Raw genomic sequence first — 2,655 nt, forward strand, 5'->3', positions numbered from 1 at the left:
CTTACCCAATCTTCCATCAAACGATCGGGCAAAACCACTAATTGATGAATTCTATTTTCCTTAAGATAATTTTCCAACTCGTCGAAATAACCTAAGTCGGACAACCCTGGTATCGCCTGAGTTTTTCTTTTGGATGTAGAAAACACTCCGCTAAAAGAAAACCCATTGGCGGTTTGCTGGAGCATCCAGAGGTTTAAATCTTTTACTGAGTGAGGATTTCCAATCAACAAGCTATCACGATTCATTCCACGGAATCCAATCACCCGCTTAAAAATTCCTGGCAGGGCAAAATTTGCCCCGAGCAAAAGTGGCCAACAAATAATTATATAAAAAGCCAGAAACAAACGACTTGTTTCATTATCCTTAGTGGCGAAGTAAGATGTAAATACAAAGAAAGCAATAATCGCGGCCTGGAAATTTGCTTTATTAAAAGATTCACGAACTCTTTGCCATCCATTCTTAATGTAAAAAGCTCCATAATTTTGCAAAGTACCAAAGGTGGCAACCAGCAGACCCGCCATCGCAACCAATGCATAGTTCCATGGAAGGGTGATCAAAGAAAGTTCCCAACTCTCCCAAACATCAAGCGATGCCCAAAACCAAACAAAGACAAGTGCCAACAAGCAGAGTCTGTGCAATAAGGCATGCCCTTGATCCCTAGGATTTTGCATCTTGTGAATTTAGTAAATCTTGAAAGTTCATGCAAGGAGAGATTAGGTATTTATATCCACATTTATATAAATCGACCACTCCAACCTTTTCTTTAAATTCCTTGCTAATTTCATTTTTTTTTGAAAAGTTTGAAATCAATGCCCCACTTATCCCCCATAAACGGCAAACAATCCATTCAGGAAACTGAGCAAGCTATCGAAATCGAGTCCATCGATTTTTTCGTTAGGATGATGAGTATATTGGGGATGCCCAGATCGGTTGGAGAAATATACGGCTTACTTTATTTCTCTGCGGTTCCCCTGCCCATGGATCAAATTGTCTCAAGGTTGGGAATCAGTATAGGTTCAGCCAGCCAAGGATTGAAAACTCTTAGATCATTAAAGGCCGTTCGAACTAGCTATGTAGCTGGAGACCGCAGAGATCATTACCTCGCAGAAACCGAATTTCGTAGACTCTTCTCCAACTTCATTAAAGAAGAAATCATGCCCCATATGGAAAGCGCTAAAGAACGAATTGCCAAAATGGAAGAAGCTTTACCGGTGCAAGATGAGAAATCCGCAGAATTTTATAATATACGAATCGAGAAATTAAAACGTTTAACCCGGGCAGGCGGACGCCTTCTTCCCGCCTTGGCCGGACTCCTGAAACTTTAGAATAATGAACATTCAGGACGAAGAAATGAAAGACTGGGCGATTGGATGGTACTGCTTACGAGCCAAACCACGGCAAGAAATGGTGGCCTCCTCGACACTTTCAACTTTGAATAATGTCGAGGTTTTTCTTCCCCGGACCCAACGGGCAAAAAAAGTTAAACCCCAACCCCTCAAACCTCTTTTCCCCGGATATTTCTTCGCCCGTTTCGACCCAATCGAGCACTTGCGCAATGTTCATTATGCTCGTGGAGTAGCTTATGTGGTCAGAAGAAAAGGAATTCCTGTTCATGTTTCCCCACAAGTCATGATCGAACTTCGCTTGATTTCACCCGATGGAATCCTCGAAATTCCCGATGAACCTCATCGAGTTGGAGCCAAAATAAAAGTCATCTCTGGTTTATTTAAAGGAGATGAAGGAGTGGTCACCAAACTTGTGCCCGCTCGCGAACGTGTTCGTGTATTATTTGAAATTCTCGGCCGTCCCACCGAAGTGGAGATTGGCGAGCAAGAAGTAGACTTTCCCAGCGCCCATCCCATAGGGAATGGGTAATTTTTGCCAGATTACATATTAGTTTCTTCCCCTTATTGGCTTTGTTTCAAGCAAGCGGCCAAGGGCGGTAGCGTGGATAAAATCATTTATTACCCAAATTATTTAAGTGATCAGCATTCTAAATATTTAAACAAGAAAAGCTCTCCACCAAGCTCAGTAGCGTTGATAAACATTAGTATTTTCCCCTGCGGATAACATGTTCGGACTGCACCTTAGCTATCTCTTTTCTCTCTTTTGCCTGATCCTTTTTGGCTCAGCCTTCTTTACCGTCGATTTTTACCTTCCCAAAATCCGAAATTGGAAATCAGCAAAATTATTTCACCAATCCAAGATCTACTTGGACCAAACGATTGATAACGCAGGTGGATTATTGAATGAGGGTGTTCGAAAAGGACGCATCGCCCACCTGCTTAATCCACAGGACCAAGAAACCCTCTACAATTATGTGCGCCTACAATTCCGTACAAATCCGGCTCAAGCCCTACTTAAATGGTCCATTGCCCTGAAAAATATTGAAGATACGGAAAAAAGGTCGGAACTTTTGGAAAAAAGCCTGATCACTCTCAAAAATGATGAATTACCGCTACAAGACCGAAAAATCGCCGGGGAAGTGTCTTATCGAGAAATCAATCGTTTATTAACCAACCCCATCTGGTCATCCGACCCTGATAACATTCTTGTTTTTTGCGAATTGCTCGCAGAAACTGGCAAGGTCAAAGAAGCCCGTGAGAAACTTGTCGAATTGCTCGATGAATATCCTCTTTATCCGGAAGGCGTCTT

2 protein-coding genes and 2 pseudogenes are annotated in these 2,655 nt (G+C 42.3%); 3 read left to right on the plus strand and 1 reads right to left on the minus strand.

What is annotated here, in order from left to right:
* Positions 1 to 671 (minus strand): annotated as a pseudogene (locus ACKPQ4_RS03665) (exopolysaccharide biosynthesis polyprenyl glycosylphosphotransferase); the annotation flags it as partial.
* Between the two features lie 138 nt (positions 672 to 809).
* On the opposite strand from ACKPQ4_RS03665, the gene ACKPQ4_RS03670 reads away from it, so the two are divergent.
* From ACKPQ4_RS03670 to ACKPQ4_RS03680, 3 genes and pseudogenes are all read left to right on the plus strand, one after another.
* Positions 810 to 1,325, plus strand: coding sequence for a GbsR/MarR family transcriptional regulator (locus ACKPQ4_RS03670; RefSeq protein WP_407679858.1), 516 nt, complete (start codon positions 810 to 812; stop codon positions 1,323 to 1,325).
* Between the two features lie 4 nt (positions 1,326 to 1,329).
* Complete coding sequence (nusG, locus tag ACKPQ4_RS03675) at positions 1,330 to 1,875, plus strand: transcription termination/antitermination protein NusG (protein ID WP_407679859.1); 546 nt, start codon at positions 1,330 to 1,332, stop codon at positions 1,873 to 1,875.
* Positions 1,876 to 2,071: 196 nt separating this feature from the next.
* Positions 2,072 to 2,655 (plus strand): annotated as a pseudogene (locus ACKPQ4_RS03680) (hypothetical protein); the annotation flags it as partial.

Origin of the sequence: Candidatus Chordibacter forsetii, from assembly GCF_964187505.1 — a bacterium.
GTDB lineage: Bacteria > Verrucomicrobiota > Verrucomicrobiia > Opitutales > Seribacteraceae > Chordibacter > Chordibacter forsetii.